Genomic DNA, 16,686 nt, shown 5'->3' on the forward strand with positions numbered 1-16,686 from the left:
AGCGCTATGCAAGTGCGACGCTCTGATGGCCCGCGCCTCGCCTTACGGCGTCGGGGTTGCAGGAGCCGCGGGGGCCGGTGCGGTAGGCGTCGCCGGTTGGGCAGCAGCCTTGGCGGTCTCAAGATCCTTCTGAAGCGTTGCGATCTGACCCTTAAGGCTGTCGATCTCGCCGCGAAGCGCAGCGGCTGCGGATTCGGCGTCGGCTTTCGCCTTATTTGCGGCTTCCAGCTCGGCCTTGACCTTGTTCGTCGCGTCGTCGGCCGTGGCGAGCTTGGCTTTCATTTCCTCGGCGGCGCCCTGGAGCTTGGCCTTCAGGTCGTCGTTTTCCTTGGTCACAGCCGTGACCTTGTTGTCGAGTTCGGAAACCTTGCCCATTGCCGTTGAAACGTCAGCCTTGCTTTCGTCGGCCTGGCGCTGGGCATCGCTGACGGCGGCCTTTAGGCGGTCGATCTCGTCCTGCGACGACTTTCTGACATCGGCGGCGTCGTCGACGGCCTTTTGCAGCGAGGCTACTTCGCCCTGGAGCGCCGACACCTGAGCCTCAGCCGACGTCTTCTGTTGCCAGCCATAGATCGCCACCAACGCCAGGATCGCGATAACGATCCATTTCAGTGCGCTGGTCGATGAGGCAGCACCCTCTGCGCGCGCGCCACTATCGTTATCCTGCGCTGACATCTGGATCTCCCGTTGTGCTCTAAGGTCTATTTTTTCCAGCCGTTGCACGCCAGCCCATGCTTGGAGACGCGCCGGTTTCTTTCTTCGTTTTTGTGACTAACGAACCGACCGTTCGATGCGTCTTCTACTCCCAGTTTTTCTCAAACCGAAAGCCCTTCCAGCAAGCCGAGGGAAGAAAGATTCCGCCGAGTTGTCGAAATGGCTCGCCGCATCGATCCGGGGTGCAGTCGCAGAATATACAGCACGCCGGCTCGCGTCCGTCGATTGGGCGTACGGGCGTCGGTCAGAAATTTAGAGGAAAAATTGCGGTCAAGGTTAGCGTTCTGCCCGGACGTCGGCGCTCGCTCGCACCTCGGCGTCCTCGAGTGCCTTTTCGACAGCATCGAACACAAGAAGTGTTGATGCATGTCGGGCCTTGTAGTTGCGGACCGGCTCAAGAACGGCGAGATCAGCCCAGCGCCCGGCGGGAGGCGGACCACCCTCCTTCAACATTGCGCGCATTTCCCGGCCGATGCGGCGAAGCTCATCGGGCGTCGAGCCGACGATCTCCCGCCCCATGACCGAGGCCGAGGCCTGACCCAGCAGGCAAGCCTTCACCGACTGGCCGAACTCGCTCACATGCCCGTCTTCGAGCTTGACGTCGACCGTCACGGTCGAGCCGCAGAGCTTGGAGTGTCCCGTGGCGCTGCCGTCAGGATCGGTCAGGCGATCGGTATGGGAGATCCCGCCCGCGAGCTCCAGGATGCGCGTGTTGTAGATCTCATCGAGATTAGCCATGGCGATCTTCGCGTATTCCGGTTCTCAGGATCCGTCTTTCGGATCTTTAGGCCGCGACCGGCCCTCGTCCAAACGTTCCGGTCGCCGTATATAAGCCGAGCCGGTATCGAATGCGAGATGCGGCCGTTCGCCAGCTGCGTCAGTGGGCCGTCGAGCGAAAAACGGACTTTCCCTATGTGGCGTCGCGGTCATCACATATGCGCTTTTCGCTCAGGTGCGTTGTGATGACGAGATGGCGCCGGAGAACTAAAGCGGCATGACCGAGACGATAGAGACGACCCATTCATTCAAGCCGAAGTTCAGCGCCGACGGGCTCATTCCGGCGGTCGTAACCGATCACCGGTCGGGCGACGTGCTAATGTTCGCCTACATGAATCAGATGGCTCTCAATGAGACCATTGCCAGCGGCATCGCACATTTCTGGAGTCGCTCGCGCGGCAAGCTGTGGAAGAAGGGCGAGGAAAGCGGCAACCTTCTCAAAGTCATAGAGCTGCGGACGGATTGCGATCAGGACGTCGTCTGGGTTTCCGCCGAGGTGCAGGGCGATGGGGTTGCCTGCCATACGGGCGAGCGGTCGTGTTTCTACCGGCGCGTCGTAAAGCCGGATGGCACAGACGCCGCCGCTCTGGAGTTCGCCCCCCTCCCCGCACCAAAAACTCCGACCGCCTGAACCTGACGCTCTCATCACGTATCGGCTGTCCGGCATCCCGTTTGCCATGCTCGCGTTCATAACTTGCTTACCTCTTGGTAGCGGGACCTTAATCGGCTGGCGATAACGTCGCAGCGGATGTGCCGGCAAAAACCATCGCCGGCAGAGGGTGCGTATCGGGAGTGCCAATCATGCTTGGCAGGACGAGCGTGAGGATCGGATTAGCACTGGGTGGGGGCGCCGCGCGCGGATGGGCGCACATCGGCGTTTTGAAGGCGCTCGAACGCCATGGCATCCGGCCCGACGTCATTGCCGGAACCTCGATCGGAGCCGTCGTCGGCGGCTGTTATGCTGCGGGCCATCTCGATCAACTGGAGCGCTGGGCGCGCGAGCTGACGCCGAAGCGCATCTTCGGATATCTGGATTTCAATTTCGCCGGCACGGGCCTCATCAGCGGGCAGCGGCTGTGCAGCCGGCTCGAGCAGCAGCTTGGCGACCGCAACATCGAAGATCTCGAGACGCGCTTCACTGCGGTCGCGACCGAGATCGGCACCGGGCATGAGCACTGGCTATCCCGCGGACGGCTAGTCGACGCGGTGCGCGCCTCTTATGCGCTGCCGGGCGTGTTCAAGCCGGTGAAGGTCAACGGGCGGTGGCTATTCGACGGCGCGCTCGTCAACCCGATCCCCGTTTCCGTCTGCCGGGCGCTGGGCGCGCGCTATGTCATCGCCGTCAATCTGAATTTCGACATCCTGGGCCGCGGCAGTGTCATCTCCTCACCCGAAGCGATGTTCTCGGAGGCTGACGAAGAATTGCGGAACGCCGCGGCAGCCGAAACGGTCGGCAAGAAAGGCGTCCGCGGGCTCCTGCAGCGGCAGATCCTCGGAAAAGGCGACGGCGCGCCGGGAATTTCGACCGTCATGGTCGACGCGCTCAATATCGTGCAGGACAGGATCGCACGTTCGCGTCTCGCAGGCGATCCGCCCGACGCGATGCTGTCGCCGCGATTACAGGATGTCGGGCTATTCGATTTCCATCGAGCGGAAGAAGCCATTGAACTCGGCATGCAGGCCGTCGAACGTCAACTCGACGACCTGATGCGCGAGATCGAGGTCTGCGAACCAAAGCGGACGCGTACGGAGGACAAGCGCGTCGCCATCCAGCAGGACCTTCAGCCCGTCGCCAAGTAATCGCGCATGGCGGTGACTTCGAGCTGGACCTCAGCGATATGATGTTTGACGACGTCGCCGATCGAGATGATGCCGACGAGCTCGCCGTCTTCGATCACAGGCACATGGCGGAAACGGCCTTTCGTCATCGTCTCCATGACGCCGTCGATCGTGCAGTCGCGCGTGCATGAGATGACGTCGCGCGTCATGCCGTCGTTCGCGGTCATGGCGAGCGCCTTCGGCCCGTGCTCGGCGATGAGGCGAATGAGGTCGCGTTCCGAGATGATGCCGGCGAGTTTGTTGTTCTCGAGGATGACGATCGCGCCGATCTTGCGGCTCGCCAGACGTAGCGCGATTTCCTGAAGGGTGTCGGTGGGCGACGCGGTCATGACGCTTCTGCCCTTGGACTTCAATATCTGTCCGATAATCATAAAATCAGCCTCCGTTTGCGGAACGCTGTTCCGAACTGGAAACGTGGTCGCGCGCTTGCGCGTCACTTAGAGGCCCGCAAGCTAGCGCGGTCTCCCGCCGGCATTCCGCTGCGTTTCACACCCAATAAGATCCGCTCTGACGGCGGATTAATGCAGGAAGGCTGAGGCAATTCTTACAGGATTGCAAGCTTTCATTCGAGATCTGCAGCAGGCGGTAAATCATTTTGCATCGCGGGATTATCTGAACGGTCAAATAAACCAAATGCAAAAAGTCCGAACAGATAGCCGCCGATATGCGCCTCCCACGCGATCGCACCGGCCTCGCCCATTTTTCCGAAGCCGATGATCGCCAGAAGATTGATGGCGACGAACACGATCGACGACAGAACGATGCGGCTGTCTCGCAGCGCTCCCATGATCGTCACGGCTGGAATGGCCGACGGGTTGTGACGCAACAGATAGCCCTCGCCGCGATCGAGAGCGTTAAAGAGAAACCGCATCACGCCACCCATCATCGCCGACACAGCACCCGACGCACCAATAACCGGCGCTGCCAATCCCGGATTGAAAAGTAGAAACAGCAATGCACCACAGATGCCGCCGCAGACCGAAAAAACAATGAACCGCAAACCGCCGAGACGGGCGCACAGCACCGAGCCGAAGGCCAACAGCCAAAGGCCGTTGAAAGCGATGTGCGTGATGTCGGCGTGCACGAGCATGTGCGTCACGAATGACGTCACCTCGGCGACGCTGCCTCCGGGGATCTGATCGGCGAAGCCTGAGTACCGCGCCGGAATGAATGCGAGCGCCAGCACCCACCACGAATATTGCTCGGGCGGCAGCATGGACAGCACGACGTGCACCGCAATCAACACGGCAAGGATGCCGAGCACGGCGCCCGGCACGTTAAACATTGGTTCTCGGTTCACGACTTCGTCCCACTTTGAGGCGATCCAGTCCGCAGCGACTGAACGGCCGTTGTTACCGGTTCACGCAAAAGCGGGCAACTAGACAGGCGAAACGCGTTTTTCGCGGCTTCGACGTGCGCTGGCATGAACGATGCTCATTCGACTGCCAGGGAGCCTGCGCGCTCCGAAATGGAACGGCGGGGGTCTGGGATGTCCGCCACCCAACGAAAATTCAGGGTCGTAACGCGTGAGCATGCAAGAAGCCGTCAGTCAGTCGCTCTATTCATATTGGGACGCTCTCCGGGGCAATCGCCCGGCGCCGAAGCGTTTCGAGATCGAGCCATCGCGCATCGCGAATAATCTTCCCGATACGTTCATTCTGGAGCGCGTCAACTATACCAATGCGCGTTTCCGCCTCGCGGGCACACGGATCACCGATGCGCTCGGCATGGAGCTGCGCGGCAGGAACCTGTTCGAGATGTTCGATATCGGCGATCGGCGGACTTTGCAGAACCAGATGGAGCTGATCGCGTCGCGCTGCGCGGTCGGTCTGTTCCATATGTCCGCCGAAAGCGCCGACGGGAAGTCGACGACATTCGAGGTGCTGATCCTGCCGCTGACGCACACGAGTGATACGGTCGAACGCTTTCTCGGCTCTGTCGCCTCTCGAGAGAAGCCGGAATGGCTCGGCTCCGTGCCGCTGACAAGGCGGAAGCTCGTTCATCACGAGATCGTCTGGCCGAGCCGCGCCGCCCCTGAGGACGAGAGCGACTTTCAATATCAGGCACCCATCCTCCACACCCGGCGGGAAGCACGCATCGTGCGCTCGGCGCGGCGGCAGTTCCGCGTCTTCGACGGTGGGCTCAGCCTTTCCGGCGACGAGCGGTAATCTTCTTCCAATACATAATCTTCCCTTGCCCGCACCCGTCGAATTTGGTGCGCCGATTAGAACTTCATTAAGGACCCCACCCGCATAGTTCATGCGGGTGGTTTTCGCTCATTTCGCAATGTTCGAGAGCACGCCCGGCAGCAATTTCTGACGGCGGTTCAAAGGTCGGCCATGGCCGTGCATACGAGCATCATCCGTGACGTCCTGCATCCGACCGATGCCATCTTGGCTGGCGACATGCGCAAACATCGCCGTGTTCCGCTTTCGCTTGGTGGCCGCTTCATGCGCGCAGACCGCAGCGAATACACCTGCCAATTGAAAAACGTTTCCGTCGGCGGTGCAGCCGTTACGACCGCGCATCTACCTGAAGTCGGTGAGCGCGTGGTCGTCTACTTCGATCATCTGGGCGGATTTGAGGGTGTCGTCGCAAGAATTACGTCGGATGGTTTCGCATTCGTTTTCAAAGTCACGGAGCACAAGCGCGAAAAGCTCGCCGCGCAGATTACGTGGCTCATCAATAAGGATGATTTTCCCGGGGCTGCCGGTCGTAGCCATGAACGTGTCGGAACTCGCGGGCGTCGTACGACGTTGAGGGTCGAAGACGGGGTCGTTATCGACGTGGAATTGCTCGATCTTTCAGCATCCGGGGCTTCGATTGCCACGCCAGCGCGGCCGCCTATCGGCAGCTTCGTGGTTGCCGGAAAGACCCGGGCGATCGTCCGGCGTCACCACGAGCATGGAATTGGTTTGCAGTTTCTGTCGCTGCTGTCGCCGGAGGCGATGCGCGACAGGTTTCCTTGACGTTTTTGCGTTGGTTGTGTGATGCCGCAAATTGCTCGCCGAGTTGCCAAAATCGTTAAGTTAAATTTTTATACGAATTTAGCTCGAATGCTGCGGTGGGCATTCATGCTAAAACCAGCTGTGTCGCGTACTGTATCGTACCGTGTTCGAGGGCGTTTCATGAAGTACGGTAGCGTAGCCATCTCGGTGGCAGTGTGGTTGTGTGGTGCGGCGTTGCCGGCGGCGGCGCAGCAGGTCGCGGTTATCAGTCCCGCGGTGCGTGCACCAGAGTTCATGCGGATTTATGGCAGCTCGCAGCCCCCTTATGGGTTTGTGGCCTTCTGCGAGCGGATGCCTCAGGAATGCGTCGTCACATCTTCCGACGACGCCCGGTTCCGGGCGACGCCGCAGGCGTTGAGCGAGCTCGACGAGATCAACCGTTCGGTCAACCATGAGATCGAACCGGCGACGGATCAGGAAGTCTACGGCGTCACCGAATACTGGACGATCCCGAAGACGCGCGGCGACTGCGAGGATTACGCGCTCCTGAAGCGCCATCGCCTGATCGCCAGCGGCTGGCCGTCCGGCACCTTGCTCATGACAGTCGTGCGTGACGAGAAGAACGAAGGCCATGCCGTGCTGACCGCGCGGACGACGCAGGGCGACTTCATTCTCGACAACAAGATCGACGTCGTACGGCTCTGGAACCAGACTCCCTATCACTACGTGATGCGGCAATCGTACCTCAACCCGAAGGTCTGGGTGTCGCTCGATCCGAACGATGCGGTCACGCCGCCGGCGCTGTCGGGCGTGCAGTCCGTCGATCCGTCAATGTTCGACGGCACGCCGGATTTCCCCTGAGGTAATCCCCTTCAAAATCCTTAGAAACACTTACAGGCCCGGCCCCAGCCGTCCCCCGACCCAAACCGGACCTGTTCAGCGGGCCGCGCGCTTCCCCAGACGCCGGTCCGCATTTTTTTGTGCGATTGTCCGGGCTCAGTTCTGAAGCGTCAGGCCTTCAGCGTAGCGGCGCCAATTTTTGACATAACGGCGGGCGGCGCCGCCGAAACGCGCGACTTCCTCGTCGGTCAACTCGCGGACGATTTTGCCTGGCGATCCCATCACGAGCGAGCGTGGCGGAATTTCCTTGCCCTCGGCGATCAGCGTCTTGGCGCCGATCACACACTCCTCGCCGATCTTAGCGCCGTTCATGATGATGCTGCCGATGCCGATGAGGCTGCCGCGGCCGATTGTGCAGCCATGCAGCATCGCCATGTGGCCGACCGTGCAGTCCTCGCCGATCGTCAGCGGAAAGCCCGGATCGGTATGCAGCACGGAGCCGTCCTGCACGTTCGAGCGCGCGCCGACGGTGATCAGCTCGTTATCGCCGCGCAGAACCGCGCCGAACCAGACGCTCGACTCTTCCTCAAGCTTGACCTTGCCAAGTAGGACGGCGTTTGGCGCGACCCAGAACGAGCCGATTGGAGGCGTTACGACACCTTGGCCATCGAGCGTGTAAAGCGGCATTGGACGTTCGGCCTCAGACGCCTTCCAGATCCATGTCCAGGATCGCCATCTGGAACTGGTAGGACGTCTCGCCCTCCTCGACCTCGCGGTACAGCGTGGCGATGAACTCGCCGTTGACGAAGACCTCAGCCATGTCGTCTTTCTTTGGCTGCGCCTTCACTTCAAGCGATGCGGCTCCAAGCGTTTTACGCAAGTAAGCCTGCAGGCGAGCGAGCTCTTCCTTTTTCAATGTCTTGTCTCCTGAATGATCTTTTTAAAGTCCGCCGAAATCATCAACCCAGCCTTGCTCCATCGAGCGGGCCGATTCGGCACAGCCGGCGCTGCCGACAATTTTGGCGGGCACGCCGGCAACGGTCACGTTCGGCGGAACCTCAGAGAGGACAACCGACCCGGCGGCGACGCGTGAGCAATGCCCGACCTTGATGTTGCCGAGCACCTTGGCGCCGGCGCCAATCAAGACGTTGTCCCCGATCTTAGGATGGCGGTCTCCCGTCTCCTTGCCGCTGCCGCCGAGCGTTACGGCATGCAGGAACGAGCAGTTGTCGCCGACCACCGCCGTCTCGCCGACGACGAAGCCAGTGGCGTGATCGAGCATGATGCCCTTGCCGAAGCGCGCCGCGGGGTGAATGTCCACGCCGAACATGCGCGACGACTGGCTTTGCAGGTAAAGGGCAAAGTCGCGACGACGGCTTTTCCAGAGTGCGTGCGCAAAGCGATGCGTCACCAGCGCGTGGAAGCCTTTGAAATAGAGAAGCGGGTCGAGATAGCGCGTGCATGCCGGGTCGCGGTCATAGACAGCCTGGAGATCGGCACGGAAGATCGTGCCAAGCTCGGGTTGCTCGGCCAGCACGCTCAGAAACGTCTGCGAAATGAGACCGGCGTCTACGTCCGTGTGGTTCAGCCGCTGCGCCAGGCGATGGCACACCGCGTCCTCCAGAGCCTGATGGCTGAGCACGGTCGCAAAGATGAAGCTGCCGAGCGCAGGCTCGGCTTTCATCGCGGCCTCGGCCTCGGTGCGGATCTGCGCCCAAATTGGGTCGACGACTTGGACCTTTGAGATCGCTGTTTTGGTATTCGACACGGGCAGCCTCTGGCTCGAAATCAGGTCCGTTAGCAATATGTTACCGCAGGCGATTAGCGTCCACACCGACGGCGGTCAATCGACCTCGCCGTAAAACTTATACACTTTCCGGCCGCCGCGTGCATCTGCCGCCGCGGAGGCCGTTTGCGACGCCTGCAAATGCCAATTAAATGGCCGCAAAGATCGAAAGGATACCCCGTTTATGGCAGATGCGGCCGAAGTCGCCAACCCGACATTGCGATACGCCAAGGACGGCGCGATCGCCTGGATCACGGCCGACAATCCGGCACGGATGAACGCCCTGACCGCCGCGATGTGGAAATCCATTCCTGATGCGGTGGGGGCGGCCGTCGACGATCCGGAGGTGCGCGTCATTATCGTGCGCGGCGCGGGCGATAAGGCCTTCTCGGCTGGCGCGGATATTTCGGAGTTCGAAACCTCACGCACAGGGGATGCCGCCAGGATTTACGACACATTGAACGACGACGCCTTCAACGCGCTGGTCGGATGCCCGAAGCCGACCATTGCAATGATCCATGGCTTTTGTCTTGGCGGCGGTCTCGGTCTCGCGCTCTGCTGCGACATGCGCATTGCCGACGATGCAAGCCAGTTCGCCATTCCGGCAGCCAAGCTCGGCATCGGCTATAATGCGCGATGGGTGCGGCCCATTCTGGCGGCCGTACCGGCAGCGCGTGCCAAGGAGCTGCTGTTTACCGGGCGGCGCTTCCGTTCGGCCGATGCGGAGGCTATGGGGCTTATCTCGCAACTCGTGCCGAAGGCGGAGCTGGAGACGACGGTGAAAGCATTGGCCGCGGAGATCGCCGCAAACGCACCGCTGTCCGTCGCCGCGGCGAAGAAAGTGATCGACGAGATCTCGCGCCATCCGGAGCATCCCGACATGGCAGCTCTCGACGCCGCTATCGCCGCATGTTTTGCAAGTGAAGACTACGCCGAGGGGCGCCGCGCTTTTCTTGAAAAGCGCAAACCCCAGTTCAAGGGCAAATGACTTTGACAATGTGCATCAGACTGTCGGCTCTCATCGTTGCGTCGCTCACCGTTTCCGCACATGCGACGGCGGCCTTCGCGCGTGACGATGTCTTGCAACACGCGTGCTATTCACCGGCGCTGCTCGCGGGCGTGCCGGGCGAGGAGAAAGTCTCGCGCGGCGTCCCCACCTACGATGCGCCGATCAAGATCGCCGGTTTCACTCAGGCTGCGCCGGTCCCCGAAGCCCTGCGCGGATCGATCCGGCGCGTCGACGTTCCGAAGGGCGAAAAAGTCATCGCACTGACGTTCGACCTGTGTGAGCAGCGCGGCGAGATTGCAGGCTACGACGGCCGCATTTTCGATTATCTGCGGGAACAGGGCGTAAAAGCCACCTTTTTCGCGGGCGGCAAATGGATGGTCTCGCATCGCGCACGTACCGAACAGCTGATGACCGATCCGTTGTTCGAGGTCGGCAATCATACTGAAACACACGCGAACCTCCGGCTGCTAAACGAAGCGGCCATCCGCCAGCAGGTGCTCGCGCCGCAGAAAGCCTATGAGGATGCGCGCGCCGATCTCGCCTCGAAACAATGCGTGGCGGCGTCTTCCGAGGACATGCGCAGCATCCCCGCGCAGCCGACGCTCTTCCGCTTCCCCTACGGCACGTGCAATCCCGCCTCGCTCAAGGCTGTGAACGACGCCGGGATGCTCGCCATTCAGTGGGACGTCGCGACGGGCGATCCCGATCCGCATGAATCGGCCGAGCGTATCGCGGCGGCGATGGTGAACGAAGCGAAACCCGGTTCGATCGTCGTCAACCACGCGAACGGGCGTGGATGGCATACGGCAGATGCTTTGCGCATCGCGATCCCGAAGCTCAAAGCCAAGGGCTACAAGTTCGTAACCGTCAGCGAACTGATGACGATGGGCAAGCCGGTCATCAAATCGGAGTGCTATGATCGCAAGCCCGGCGACGTCAATCGCTACGACTTCCTGTGGGCACTGAAAAAGCCGCTGAACGCCAGCCCGAAGACCGGGGCGAAAGTCGCCTACACACCGCTCGCAGCGAAGAAAGCCGTGGCCAAAAAGAATACCAAGCCAGTTGCTCGCGCGGCAGGGCAATCAGTGAATTGACATGACAGCTACTATCGCGTTTCGGCCAATGACATCGGAGAGCGCCGAATTGCTTGGCGCACCTCTCGCCGCTATTAATCCCTGGGCGCATTATCGCTATACGCCCGAGGCCCTCACGACGTTTTTGCGGGCCGACGAAGATGATGCTCCGCGTTTGGAAATTCTTGTCGACGGCACCCTTGCCGGAGGCTTCAGTATTCGCCGAACGTGGTTGCGCGGGCCGTACCTTCAGTTTCTCGGCATCCTTCCGCCGTTTCAAAATAGCGGCGTGGGCAATGCCGTGCTGTCATGGTTCGAAGCGGAGGGAAATAGACTGCAGGCTCGGAACATCTGGGTCAGCGCTTCCGACTTCAACGTCCGAGCCATCGCCTTTTACGAACGGTTCGGGTTCGTCCGCATCGCGACACTCGAAGGGCTCGTTGCGGAAGGCACCGACGAAGTTCTTTTGAGAAAACGGCTAATAATCGGTTGATCCGAAGCCGTCGATGCGTTGCATAGACGGCGAGTCGAACGGCATTCCGAAAGCACCGCAGCGCGCTTCGCATCAGGCTCCGGTAGGATGCAAGCAAAATATTTTGGGATTATTTTTGTGCGTTGCGTTGGCGGGGGCGCTGACATCTAGGCGTCATTCTTCGATCACAATTGGTTACCGCGTTCGGCGCCGCTTCGCTAAAAACGGCGATTTTAGCTGCATTTTCGTTAACTCCCAAATCGCGGGCGGGAACCGCTTTTGCTTCCGGCGGTTTGCGTTCGGAGCGATGCAACAGCAGTGACAGTTTCGCGACGGTCAAACGCTCTGCGGCGCAAAATGCTTTTTTCTTGTCAGCGACGTGGACTGCTCGGTAGCGTCCGGCCTGCGCTTCGAAGAGGGAAGCGAGGCGAATTCAGAAGCATCTCGACCTCGGAGGTGTGACATGAGTCTGCAAGGCGGTCTTAACGTTCTTGCCGTAGGAATGTCGTTTGGATTCGTGATTTTGGTCGTGCTCGGGACCTTTTGAGAGCGACCGTCTGGAGGAAATGCCTGAAACAGTAATCCCACGCACGATGCTCCAAGGAGCCAACGAGACGGGGGACTATTTCTGGGATGTCTGGCGCGAGCCAAACGACCATACGGCGCGGGTACACACCGCGCCGATTTTTTTTGCGAACGCAACGTCCAGCTAATCAGGCGGCGGCGTTGACAGAACCTGTTCTTTCGTAGTTCAGGACCGGCGCCAGCCAGCGCTCCGCCTCTTCGACCGTCCAGCCTTTACGCGCGGCATAGTCTTCGACCTGGTCGCGCTCGACCTTGCCGACGCCGAAGTAATGGCTTTCCGGATTTGCGAAGTAGAGGCCGGAAACGGACGCGCCCGGCCACATCGCGTAGCTTTCCGTCAGCGTGATACCGGTTTGCTTTTCGACGTCCATCAGCGTCCAAAGCGTTGCCTTCTCGGTGTGATCAGGCTGCGCCGGATAGCCAGGTGCCGGGCGGATACCTTGGTATTTTTCAAGGATCAGATCGTCGTTCGAGAGCGTTTCGCTCTTGGCGTAGCCCCACAACTCGCGGCGCACCTTCGCGTGCATCGCTTCGGCAAATGCTTCGGCAAGGCGATCGCACAAGGCCTTCGCCATGATGCGCGTGTAATCGTCGGTCTTCTTAACGTGGCGCTCGATCGCTTCTTCCTCGCCAAGTCCTGCGGTGACGGCAAAGCCACCGATATAATCGGCGAGCCCCGTCTCTCTCGGCGCGATGAAGTCGGACAGCGCGGTGTGCGCACGATTGCGCGAAGGATCGCGCGCGATCTGCTGGCGGAGCGTATAGAGCGTCGCCATCTGCGCAGCGCGCGTATCATCCTGGTAGAGCGCGATGTCGTCGCCGATGCTGTTCGCAGGCCAGAAGCCGACGACGGCCGACGCCTTCACCCATTTCTCGGCGACGATGCGCTTCAGTAACGCCTGCGCATCATCGAAGAGTTTCTTCGCTTCAGAGCCGACTTTGTTGTCGGTCAGGATCTGCGGATAGCGGCCTGCAAGCTCCCACGTCTGGAAGAAGGGCGTCCAGTCGATATAGGGCACGAGCGACGCGAGCGGATAATCGGCGAACGTGCGTGCGCCAAGGAAGCTCGGCTGTACGGGCTTGTACGCGCTCCAGTCGATCTTGAACTTGTTATCGCGCGCCGCTTTCAGCGTGATGCGTTGCTTCCTCGCTTCGTTCGCAAGGTGCGCTTCGCGAACCTTGGCGTATTCCGACTTGATGTTCTGGACGAACGGCGTCTTCTCCGTGTCCGACAACAGGTTCGAGACGACACCGACGGCGCGGCTGGCGTCAAGCACGTAGACGGCCTGCCCGCGGTGATAGTTCGGATTGATCTTGACGGCCGTGTGCACCTTGCTCGTCGTCGCGCCGCCGATCAGCAGCGGCACGGAAAAGCCTTCGCGTTCCATCTCGGCGGCGACGAAGCACATCTCGTCGAGAGACGGCGTGATGAGACCGGAAAGGCCGATCATGTCGACCTTCTCTTTCTTTGCCGTCTCGAGAATTTTCGCGGCCGGCACCATAACGCCGAGGTCGATGACCTCATAGTTGTTACACTGAAGAACAACGCCGACGATGTTCTTGCCGATGTCGTGGACGTCGCCCTTCACCGTCGCCATCAGGATTTTCCCGGCGGCGGGCTTGGCTTCAAGGCCGGAAGCTTTCTTCTCGGCTTCCAGGAATGGCTGCAGATAGGCGACGGCCTGTTTCATCACGCGCGCGGACTTCACCACCTGCGGCAGGAACATTTTGCCGGCGCCGAAGAGATCGCCGACAACGTTCATGCCCGCCATCAACGGGCCTTCGATAACGTGCAACGGCTTGTCGGCTTTCGCGCGAGCTTCTTCCGTGTCGATCTCGATAAAGTCTGTGATGCCATGCACGAGCGCGTGCGTGAGGCGCGCTTCGACCGGCGCCTCGCGCCAGGACAAGTCTTTCTCTTTCGCCTTCGCGCCCGAACCATCGCCTTTGAACTTCGGCGCGGCTTCGAGCAAGCGATCGGTTGCGTCCGGACGTTTGTTGAGGATCACGTCCTCGCAAAGCTCGCGCAGCTCGGCGGGAATATCGTCGTAAACCGTCAGCTGACCGGCGTTGACGATGCCCATGTCCATCCCGGCTTGAATGGCATAGTAGAGAAACACAGAGTGCATCGCCTGGCGCACCGGCTCGTTGCCGCGGAAGGCGAACGACAAGTTCGAGACGCCGCCCGAAATGTGCGTCAGTGGCATCTTCTCTTTGATCTGGCGCGCTGCTTCAATGAAGGCAATGCCGTAACCGTTGTGCTCTTCGATGCCGGTTGCGACGGCGAAGATGTTCGGATCGAAGATGATGTCTTCCGCCGGGACCCCAACTTTCTCGGTCAAAATTTTGTAGGCGCGTTCGCAAATCGAAACCTTGCGCTCGATGGTGTCGGCCTGTCCGGCTTCATCAAACGCCATGACGACGACGGCCGCGCCGTAGCGCAGGACCTTGCGCGCATGCTCCAAGAACGGCCCCTCGCCTTCCTTCAGCGAGATCGAATTGACGATCGGCTTGCCCTGCACACACTTCAGGCCTGCTTCGATGACGCTCCATTTCGAGCTGTCGATCATTATCGGTACGCGGCTGATGTCGGGCTCGGAGGCGATAAGGTTGAGGAACGTCTCCATCGCTTTTTCGGAATCGAGCAGGCCTTCGTCCATGTTGACGTCGATAACCTGCGCGCCTGCCTCGACCTGTTGGCGCGCAACGGCGAGTGCGCCAGCATAGTCGTTCTGCTCGATCAGCTTGCGAAACTTCGCGGAGCCCGTGACGTTTGTGCGCTCACCGACGTTGATGAACGATTGCGCGGCGTTGGCTGTGGTCATCAGTCGAATTCCATTTTGAATTGGCAGAAGATAAATGTGCTAACGGCTTTCATGCGAATGCCAGCCAACCCTTGATGGCAAGTCCGCGGAAGATCGGCGTCAGGCGCTTGAAACCGGCGCTCACAAGCAGCTCCTCTTCGCGCTGCTCAGACACGACCGAAACTTTCTTGAAGTTCTCGGCATTGCTCGCAGCAACTTCGGCTGATATGCCGTTGCGAATGGCATGGCGCTTCCAGATGCGGCGAAGCAGCTCGGTTTGGTCATCGCCGGCAACACCCACGCCGTCAACGACGGTAAACGGCGCGCCCGGCTTCAGCCGCTTATAAATGGCCTCGAAGAAGGCCAGTTTCGCGCCGTCGTCCGGAACAAAATGGGCGGTCAATATGCACGTCGCAGCGTCGAAGTTTTTTTCTGCGAGATTGTCGATGGTCGTCGCATGCACCTTACTGCGCAGACCGACGGGCGTTCGGCCAAGACGCTTGTGCGCCAATTCGACCATCGGCTCATAGGTATCGACGCCGACGAACGACCAATCCGGATTGTTCAGTCCAAGGCGCAAAATTTCTTCGCCCCCACCCGCGCCGACGACCAAGATTTTGGCCGGCCCTTGCGGAATGAGCTCAAGAAGCGCGGATTCGACAATCGCGAAGATGGCTTGCCGACCGGGAATGAATTGCTCGGCCAGCTTCGCGTAGTCATCGAGATCGGGCAGCTTCTGATCTTCGAATTTCAATGCTGTCATTGCATCATCCATGAACGAACGGTTCGAGGCCGGAGAGCCGAAGGCGCGGTTCGGTCTTTGTGATCGTGCGCGGCTTGTAGCCTTTCGCGTGGCTCGCGATGTGGGCGATGTGATCGGGCGTCGAGCCGCAGCAGCCGCCGACGACGTTAATCAAGCCATCCGCCAGCCATGGCTCGATCTTGCAGGCCATGTCGTGCGGGTTCTCGTCATATTCGCCCATGGCGTTGGGAAGACCTGCATTCGGATAGGCCGAGATGCGAACGTCGGCGACATGCGAAAGCTCAGCGATGTAGGGACGCATCAGCTCCGCGCCGAGCGCGCAGTTGAGTCCGATCGAAAATGGCCTCAGATGCCGCATCGAATACCAGAAAGCTTCCGCCGTCTGCCCGGAGAGCGTACGGCCCGAGCGGTCGGTGATCGTTCCTGAAATCATGACCGGAAGTTCGAGATCTTTTTCCTCGAAAACTTCGAGCGTCGCGAAACCGGCAGCTTTCGCGTTCAAGGTGTCGAAGATCGTCTCGATCAGGATGATGTCCGACCCGCCGTCGATCAGCCCCCGCACCTGCTCTTTATAAGCATCGCGCAACTCATCGAAGTTGACATTGCGGAAGCCCGGATTGTTGACGTCCGGCGAGATCGACGCGGTGCGGTTGGTCGGGCCGACGGCGCCTGCAACAAAGCGCGGCTTGTCCGGCGTCTTCTTTGTCCACTCGTCCGCCGCACGGCGCGCGATCTTCGCGGCCTCGACGTTGATCTCGTAGGCCAGATCTTCCATGTGATAGTCGGCCAGCGAGATACGCTGCGCGTTGAACGTATTCGTCTCGATGATATCGGCGTTGGCGCGCAGATACTTGCCGTGGATCTCTTCGATGATCTCCGGCTGGGTCAACACGAGCAGATCGTTATTGCCTTTGATGTCTTTCGAATGATCCTGAAAGCGCTCGCCGCGATAGTGGTTTTCGCCGAGCTTGTACTGCTGGATCATCGTGCCCATGGCGCCGTCGATGATGAGGATGCGTTCGCTCGCAGCCTTTTCCAGCGCGGCCCAACTTGGTTTCCGTCTCATGTCACGCCTC

General features: G+C 60.3%; 18 protein-coding genes. 8 read left to right on the forward strand and 10 right to left on the reverse strand.

Going from position 1 to position 16,686, the window contains the following annotated elements:
• Window positions 1-42: 42 nt before the first annotated feature.
• Both ACLB1Z_RS11280 and ACLB1Z_RS11285 read right to left on the reverse strand, forming a co-directional pair.
• Window positions 43-675 carry a hypothetical protein gene (locus ACLB1Z_RS11280; protein ID WP_409559942.1) on the reverse strand — a complete coding sequence of 211 codons (633 nt, stop codon included), beginning with the start codon at window positions 673-675 and terminating at the stop codon, window positions 43-45.
• Window positions 676-990: 315 nt separating this feature from the next.
• Window positions 991-1,452, reverse strand: coding sequence for an iron-sulfur cluster assembly scaffold protein (locus ACLB1Z_RS11285; RefSeq protein ID WP_409559943.1), 462 nt, complete (start codon window positions 1,450-1,452; stop codon window positions 991-993).
• A gap of 256 nt (window positions 1,453-1,708) precedes the next feature.
• On the opposite strand from ACLB1Z_RS11285, the gene hisI reads away from it, so the two are divergent.
• Complete coding sequence (hisI, locus tag ACLB1Z_RS11290) at window positions 1,709-2,122, forward strand: phosphoribosyl-AMP cyclohydrolase (RefSeq protein WP_409559944.1); 414 nt, start codon at window positions 1,709-1,711, stop codon at window positions 2,120-2,122.
• Between the two features lie 170 nt (window positions 2,123-2,292).
• Window positions 2,293-3,291: a patatin-like phospholipase family protein gene (locus ACLB1Z_RS11295; protein ID WP_409559945.1), complete on the forward strand. Its 999-nt coding sequence runs from the start codon at window positions 2,293-2,295 to the stop codon at window positions 3,289-3,291.
• Here the strand turns inward: ACLB1Z_RS11295 and ACLB1Z_RS11300 are convergent.
• The gene (locus ACLB1Z_RS11300) at window positions 3,273-3,701 is read right to left on the reverse strand and encodes a CBS domain-containing protein (RefSeq protein ID WP_409559946.1); all 429 of its coding nucleotides are present in this window, start codon (window positions 3,699-3,701) and stop codon (window positions 3,273-3,275) included. The genes ACLB1Z_RS11295 and ACLB1Z_RS11300 overlap by 19 nt on opposite strands.
• A gap of 191 nt (window positions 3,702-3,892) precedes the next feature.
• Complete coding sequence (locus ACLB1Z_RS11305) at window positions 3,893-4,630, reverse strand: rhomboid family intramembrane serine protease (protein WP_409559947.1); 738 nt, start codon at window positions 4,628-4,630, stop codon at window positions 3,893-3,895.
• A gap of 232 nt (window positions 4,631-4,862) precedes the next feature.
• Between ACLB1Z_RS11305 and ACLB1Z_RS11310 the strand changes: the two genes are divergently transcribed.
• From ACLB1Z_RS11310 to ACLB1Z_RS11320, 3 genes are all read left to right on the forward strand, one after another.
• On the forward strand, window positions 4,863-5,498 hold the full coding sequence (locus ACLB1Z_RS11310) for a PAS domain-containing protein (RefSeq protein ID WP_409563264.1): 636 nt from the start codon (window positions 4,863-4,865) through the stop codon (window positions 5,496-5,498).
• A gap of 171 nt (window positions 5,499-5,669) precedes the next feature.
• Complete coding sequence (locus ACLB1Z_RS11315; protein ID WP_409559948.1) at window positions 5,670-6,299, forward strand: PilZ domain-containing protein; 630 nt, start codon at window positions 5,670-5,672, stop codon at window positions 6,297-6,299.
• 159 nt (window positions 6,300-6,458) lie between these two features.
• On the forward strand, window positions 6,459-7,139 hold the full coding sequence (locus ACLB1Z_RS11320) for a transglutaminase-like cysteine peptidase (protein WP_013947731.1): 681 nt from the start codon (window positions 6,459-6,461) through the stop codon (window positions 7,137-7,139).
• Window positions 7,140-7,274: 135 nt separating this feature from the next.
• Here ACLB1Z_RS11320 and ACLB1Z_RS11325 read toward each other — a convergent pair whose 3' ends face one another.
• Genes ACLB1Z_RS11325 through cysE form a run of 3 tightly spaced genes read right to left on the reverse strand, consistent with a single transcriptional unit; the run spans window position 7,275 to window position 8,886 of the window.
• Entirely contained in the window at window positions 7,275-7,805 is a 531-nt protein-coding gene (locus tag ACLB1Z_RS11325; protein WP_409559949.1) for a gamma carbonic anhydrase family protein, read from the reverse strand.
• A gap of 13 nt (window positions 7,806-7,818) precedes the next feature.
• On the reverse strand, window positions 7,819-8,034 hold the full coding sequence (locus ACLB1Z_RS11330) for a DUF3126 family protein (protein WP_013947733.1): 216 nt from the start codon (window positions 8,032-8,034) through the stop codon (window positions 7,819-7,821).
• A 24-nt stretch (window positions 8,035-8,058) separates the two neighbouring features.
• Complete coding sequence (gene cysE, locus ACLB1Z_RS11335) at window positions 8,059-8,886, reverse strand: serine O-acetyltransferase (RefSeq protein WP_409559950.1); 828 nt, start codon at window positions 8,884-8,886, stop codon at window positions 8,059-8,061.
• Window positions 8,887-9,088: 202 nt separating this feature from the next.
• On the opposite strand from cysE, the gene ACLB1Z_RS11340 reads away from it, so the two are divergent.
• Genes ACLB1Z_RS11340 through ACLB1Z_RS11350 form a run of 3 tightly spaced genes read left to right on the forward strand, consistent with a single transcriptional unit; the run spans window position 9,089 to window position 11,479 of the window.
• Window positions 9,089-9,892, forward strand: a complete 804-nt coding sequence (locus ACLB1Z_RS11340; RefSeq protein ID WP_409559951.1) for an enoyl-CoA hydratase — start codon at window positions 9,089-9,091, stop codon at window positions 9,890-9,892.
• A complete protein-coding gene (locus tag ACLB1Z_RS11345; RefSeq protein ID WP_409559952.1) occupies window positions 9,889-11,007 on the forward strand; it encodes a polysaccharide deacetylase family protein in 1,119 nt (372 codons plus the stop codon). Before ACLB1Z_RS11340 ends, ACLB1Z_RS11345 begins: the two co-directional genes overlap by 4 nt.
• A 28-nt stretch (window positions 11,008-11,035) precedes the next feature.
• Entirely contained in the window at window positions 11,036-11,479 is a 444-nt protein-coding gene (locus ACLB1Z_RS11350; protein WP_409559953.1) for a GNAT family N-acetyltransferase, read from the forward strand.
• A 692-nt stretch (window positions 11,480-12,171) separates the two neighbouring features.
• Here ACLB1Z_RS11350 and metH read toward each other — a convergent pair.
• Genes metH through ACLB1Z_RS11365 form a run of 3 tightly spaced genes read right to left on the reverse strand, consistent with a single transcriptional unit; the run spans window position 12,172 to window position 16,676 of the window.
• Complete coding sequence (gene metH, locus ACLB1Z_RS11355) at window positions 12,172-14,868, reverse strand: methionine synthase (RefSeq protein WP_409559954.1); 2,697 nt, start codon at window positions 14,866-14,868, stop codon at window positions 12,172-12,174.
• A gap of 49 nt (window positions 14,869-14,917) precedes the next feature.
• Complete coding sequence (locus ACLB1Z_RS11360; RefSeq protein ID WP_409559955.1) at window positions 14,918-15,610, reverse strand: class I SAM-dependent methyltransferase; 693 nt, start codon at window positions 15,608-15,610, stop codon at window positions 14,918-14,920.
• A 4-nt stretch (window positions 15,611-15,614) separates the two neighbouring features.
• Window positions 15,615-16,676 (reverse strand): homocysteine S-methyltransferase family protein, encoded by a 1,062-nt coding sequence (locus tag ACLB1Z_RS11365; protein ID WP_409559956.1) that lies wholly within the window; start codon window positions 16,674-16,676, stop codon window positions 15,615-15,617.
• Between the last annotated feature and the right edge of the window lie 10 nt (window positions 16,677-16,686).

This window comes from Hyphomicrobium sp. MC8b, assembly GCF_905067615.1.
Classification (GTDB): Bacteria; Pseudomonadota; Alphaproteobacteria; order Rhizobiales; family Hyphomicrobiaceae; genus Hyphomicrobium_B.

What these genes read in the sequence shown, in the direction of transcription:
- ACLB1Z_RS11280 (WP_409559942.1), bottom strand. Translation starts at nt 675, where the DNA reads ATGTCAGCGCAGGATAACGATAGTGGCGCGCGCGCAGAGGGTGCTGCC.
- ACLB1Z_RS11285 (WP_409559943.1), bottom strand. Translation starts at nt 1,452, where the DNA reads ATGGCTAATCTCGATGAGATCTACAACACGCGCATCCTGGAGCTCGCG.
- hisI (WP_409559944.1), top strand. Translation starts at nt 1,709, where the DNA reads ATGACCGAGACGATAGAGACGACCCATTCATTCAAGCCGAAGTTCAGC.
- ACLB1Z_RS11295 (WP_409559945.1), top strand. Translation starts at nt 2,293, where the DNA reads ATGCTTGGCAGGACGAGCGTGAGGATCGGATTAGCACTGGGTGGGGGC.
- ACLB1Z_RS11300 (WP_409559946.1), bottom strand. Translation starts at nt 3,701, where the DNA reads ATGATTATCGGACAGATATTGAAGTCCAAGGGCAGAAGCGTCATGACC.
- ACLB1Z_RS11310 (WP_409563264.1), top strand. Translation starts at nt 4,863, where the DNA reads ATGCAAGAAGCCGTCAGTCAGTCGCTCTATTCATATTGGGACGCTCTC.
- ACLB1Z_RS11315 (WP_409559948.1), top strand. Translation starts at nt 5,670, where the DNA reads ATGGCCGTGCATACGAGCATCATCCGTGACGTCCTGCATCCGACCGAT.
- ACLB1Z_RS11320 (WP_013947731.1), top strand. Translation starts at nt 6,459, where the DNA reads ATGAAGTACGGTAGCGTAGCCATCTCGGTGGCAGTGTGGTTGTGTGGT.
- ACLB1Z_RS11325 (WP_409559949.1), bottom strand. Translation starts at nt 7,805, where the DNA reads ATGCCGCTTTACACGCTCGATGGCCAAGGTGTCGTAACGCCTCCAATC.
- ACLB1Z_RS11340 (WP_409559951.1), top strand. Translation starts at nt 9,089, where the DNA reads ATGGCAGATGCGGCCGAAGTCGCCAACCCGACATTGCGATACGCCAAG.
- ACLB1Z_RS11345 (WP_409559952.1), top strand. Translation starts at nt 9,889, where the DNA reads ATGACTTTGACAATGTGCATCAGACTGTCGGCTCTCATCGTTGCGTCG.
- ACLB1Z_RS11350 (WP_409559953.1), top strand. Translation starts at nt 11,036, where the DNA reads ATGACATCGGAGAGCGCCGAATTGCTTGGCGCACCTCTCGCCGCTATT.
- metH (WP_409559954.1), bottom strand. Translation starts at nt 14,868, where the DNA reads ATGACCACAGCCAACGCCGCGCAATCGTTCATCAACGTCGGTGAGCGC.
- ACLB1Z_RS11360 (WP_409559955.1), bottom strand. Translation starts at nt 15,610, where the DNA reads ATGACAGCATTGAAATTCGAAGATCAGAAGCTGCCCGATCTCGATGAC.
- ACLB1Z_RS11365 (WP_409559956.1), bottom strand. Translation starts at nt 16,676, where the DNA reads ATGAGACGGAAACCAAGTTGGGCCGCGCTGGAAAAGGCTGCGAGCGAA.